Origin of the sequence: Protofrankia sp. CiP3, assembly GCF_917627345.1 — a bacterium.
Lineage (GTDB): Bacteria > Actinomycetota > Actinomycetes > Frankiales > Frankiaceae > Protofrankia.
On the sequence record NZ_CAKJTM010000197.1, the window covers coordinates 1 to 3,885 of the forward strand.

At 68.1% G+C, this 3,885-nt stretch carries 1 protein-coding gene; it reads left to right on the forward strand.

The window, feature by feature from the left end; all coding sequences use genetic code 11:
- Positions 1-475: 475 nt before the first annotated feature.
- Positions 476-3,885: TIR domain-containing protein (locus MJ797_RS26075; protein WP_239342284.1), on the forward strand; the 3,410-nt coding region annotated here is incomplete at its 3' end.

Sequence of the window (3,885 nt, forward strand, 5' to 3'; positions counted from 1 at the left end):
CGAACATAGTTTGCCGGTACCCATCATCATACCGGCAGGCTGGTCAATTCGGATGTGGGCCGACCTGGTGGGAGGCACGCACCGGTTGGTGAGGTCAATGTCGCTCGCCCTCGTCGGCGCAGCTGGCTCGGCGACAACACTAGCATCCCCTGTGGTGCCGACGGATCGCCAGTCCGAAACAACAGATGAACGGCTTGCATGGTTCCAGCAGACCGCATCGCCCAGCGCCTACCAACTCGCTGCCTACCTGGCCGCCGCGCCGATATTTACCCTACCGATACTTCGTCTGGTACAATGGGCTACTCTTACCGAGTACCGCCCGTCTCACCTGGCCGAGATTTTCCTGTCTGGCCTTCTCCGGCAGGTCGAACAAGCACCAAGTAGTAGAGTCCAGATGCGGTACGACTTCGCGCCAGGTGTACGGGAAAAACTGCTGCAAATCCTACCGACCAGCGAGTCCCTACGAGTTCTCTCCATGGTTACCGATTACGTCGCCACCCATTTCGGAGAAGCACGCGACATCGCCGCTTTGCTTGCCGACCCGGAAGCGGCGATTTCGGCGGAAGCCTCGGCTGTGGACCGTCCCTTCGCTGCCATCACCACGAGCATCCTGCGTCGTCACGGCGGCCACTACCAAAAAATTGTCGATGTTCTTGAACAACGACTGAAAACGCCTGCTTCCGGTAGTGACGATCGCTACGACTTCTTCGTCAGCTACACCGGCGTGGACGCCGCCTGGGCGCAGTGGATCGCGTGGCAGCTTGAGGCACGGGTGCGGTTCGGCGAACGGCCCGCGCGGGTGTTCGTGCAGGCGTGGGACCTCGTCCCGGGCACGAACTGGGCGGCCAGCATGCACCGCACGCTGCCGGCCTCGGCCCGGGTGGTGCCCGTCCTGTCCCCCACCTACCTGACCGACTCCCGGTACGGCAACGCCGAGTGGCTGGCGATCTGGCCGGATGACCCCGAGGGGCGCAACCGCCGGATCGTGCCGGTCCGGGTCGCGGACTGCCGGCCCGAGGGCCTGCTGCGCTCAACCACCTACATCGATCTGGTCGGCCATGACGAGACGACCGCCACCGACACATTGCTCGCGGGGATCACCGCGTCCATCGAAGGCCGGGCCAAGCCCACCGTCGCCCCGCTGTTCCCCGGCGCGACCGCACCACCCGCATTCCCGGGGCCGGATGACCAACCGGCAGCCCTCAGTGAGACGGCCCCGATCAGCCCCACGGCGGGCAGGCTCACCACGCCCACGGAGCCGGCCGTCACGGTGCTGCACATCTCCGACACCCAGTTCGGAGCGCACCATGTGTTCGGCCGGGCCGGGCTGACCGAGGCCGACCGTGCCCACGGGTCGCTGTTCGGCCGGTTGCACGACGATCTGCGGGACCGGGCCGAGATCGACGGCCTGCGGCCGGACCTCGTCGTGGTCACCGGCGACCTGGCCGAGACCGGTGACGAGGGCGAGTTCGACCAGGTGCACGACTTCCTCGTCGCGCTGGCGGAAAACCTCGGCCTCAACCGGAACCAGATCATGGTCATTCCTGGCAACCACGATGTCAACTGGCTGCTCTGCGAGTCCTACTTTCTGCACGAGCAGGCGTTCAAACGGGCTCCAGAGGCGCCGTACTGGCCGAAGTGGAGGTGTTTCAACGACCTGCTGCGGCGGTTCTACGGCGCCGACGCGGAGATCGGCTTCCAGGTCGGCGCGGAGTGGTCGCTGTTCGAGGTCCCCGACCGCAAGGTGGTCGTGGCCGGGTTGAACTCGACGATGGCGGAGTCACACGAGGAGCATTACGGCTGGCTCGGTGAGGGCCAGCTGCGTGCCGTCGCCGAGGCGCTTGGCCGCTACGAGCGGGATGGCTGGCTGCGGATCGGCGCCGTGCATCACAACCCGATCCGGGGCGCCACCTCCGATGACGAGAACCTGCGCGACGCCGACGACCTGGACCGCATCCTCGGCCCGCGGCTGAACCTGCTGCTGCACGGCCACACCCACGACGGGCGGGCGAACTGGCTGCCCTCCGGGCTGCCGGTCGTCGCCACCGGCAGCGCGGCGGTCGGCGCGCATGCCCGCCCGGCTGCGGTGCCCAACCAGTACCAGCTGCTCCGCATCGACCGGGACGGCTTCACCCGGTATGCCCGCCGCTATGAGCCCGACCAGAAACGGTGGACGGGTGACCTGCGCATCGACCCGGCCGGGAACTCCTGGTCGGTACGCACACCGAGCGCGTTCCGGTCGGTGCACGCGGCCTTCCCGCCACAGCCCCCGCTCCCCGACGCGAATGACGACACCGAGGACGAAGCAGGCCCACACCGGCGCGGACAGTATGGCCGGGGCATGGACGGCGACGGCCATACCGACGGGTCGCCCGGGTCGCTGCGGCGGCCGCCCGACAGGCTGGACGACGTCGCCAAGGTGGCCCGCCTGCGCCACCCGGACGCGACGGTCACGCGGATCGAGGCGTCCGGCGGGCTGCCCGCCCACCTGCATGTGCGCTTGGACAGGGGCGGCATCGTGCTGCGCGGGCTCGTCGGTCTGCTCGACGGCGCCCCGGACGCGACCGCGGTCGAGGAGTTCGCGCGAAGCGTCCGGGCCACGTACGTGGCCGCTTTCGGGGCGGGCCTGTTCACCGACCTCGTCTACACAGCCGGGACGCAGGCCACGCCGGAGCTGGTCGACCACGCCGAGCGGCGCGGGGTACGGCTGCTGAGCATGCCCGAGTACCAAGGCGTGCTGGACCTGCGCGGCTACGTCGGGCGGCAGACCGACCGGCTGCGCACCGACCGGGACTACCCACCCGAGCTGTACGTACCGCAGCGCATCCGGCGGGTCGACCGTACAGCCGCCGCGACCAGCGGCCCGATGACCCCCACCGCCCTCGATCAGATCATCACATGGCTGACCACCGACGAGGCCCGGTTCATCCTCGTACTCGGCGACTCCGGGCACGGCAAGACCTTCCTCACCCACGAACTCGCCCTAGCATTACCCCACCACCTCCCGCACGTCGACCCGATGCTCATCGAACTGCGGCAGCTGGAGAAGTCCCTCGAGATCGACCGGCTCGTCGCCCAGCACCTGGTCGACTCCGAGGTCCGCCGGCCTGACCTGGACGCCTTCCGCTACATGCTGGCGCACGGCCGACTGATACTGATTTTCGATGGTTTCGACGAACTCGCCGCCCGCGTCACCTACGAACGCGCGAAGACGCACCTCGACACCCTGCTCGCCGCACTCGACAATCACAATCAAACGAAGATCGTCGTAACGAGCCGGGCCGAGTTCTTCCTCACCGACGACGAGGTGTTGAAAAAGACCGGGGAGAAGGTCGAGCGGACGTTCGGCCGGTACATCGTCCGGCTGGAGGAGTTCACCCCCACACAGATTCATGATTTTCTGGTTGGCCGGTTCACCCGCGCGCTGGCGGTGGAGATTCCCGACCCGGCTGCCCGCCGTGCGGAGGCACAGCAACGGGCAACAGCCCGCCTCGAGCTGATCGGGGAGGTGCGGGACCTCCCCGATCTGGCACGTAACCCGCGGCTGCTGTCGTTCATCGCCGAGCTGGCGGAGGACCGGCTGCGTCAGGCGCGTCAGCGTGGCGGCTCGGTGACCGCGGCGGATCTGTACCGGGAGCTGGTCGATCAGTGGCTGGTCTACGAGCAGAAACGCTCACCGGAGCTGACGGTCGACGAACGGAAGGATGCTGTCACCGAGCTGGCGGTGGCGATGTGGCGGGACGGCGAGGCGTTCATCGAGGTGGCCAGGCTGGACGAGATCGCCGCCGGGGTGCTCCGGTCGATGCGGGATCCGCGTGGTCTGACTCCGGCCGAGGCCGCGCATCTGCTCGGTTCGGGGACGGCCCTGCGCCGGGATGCCGATGG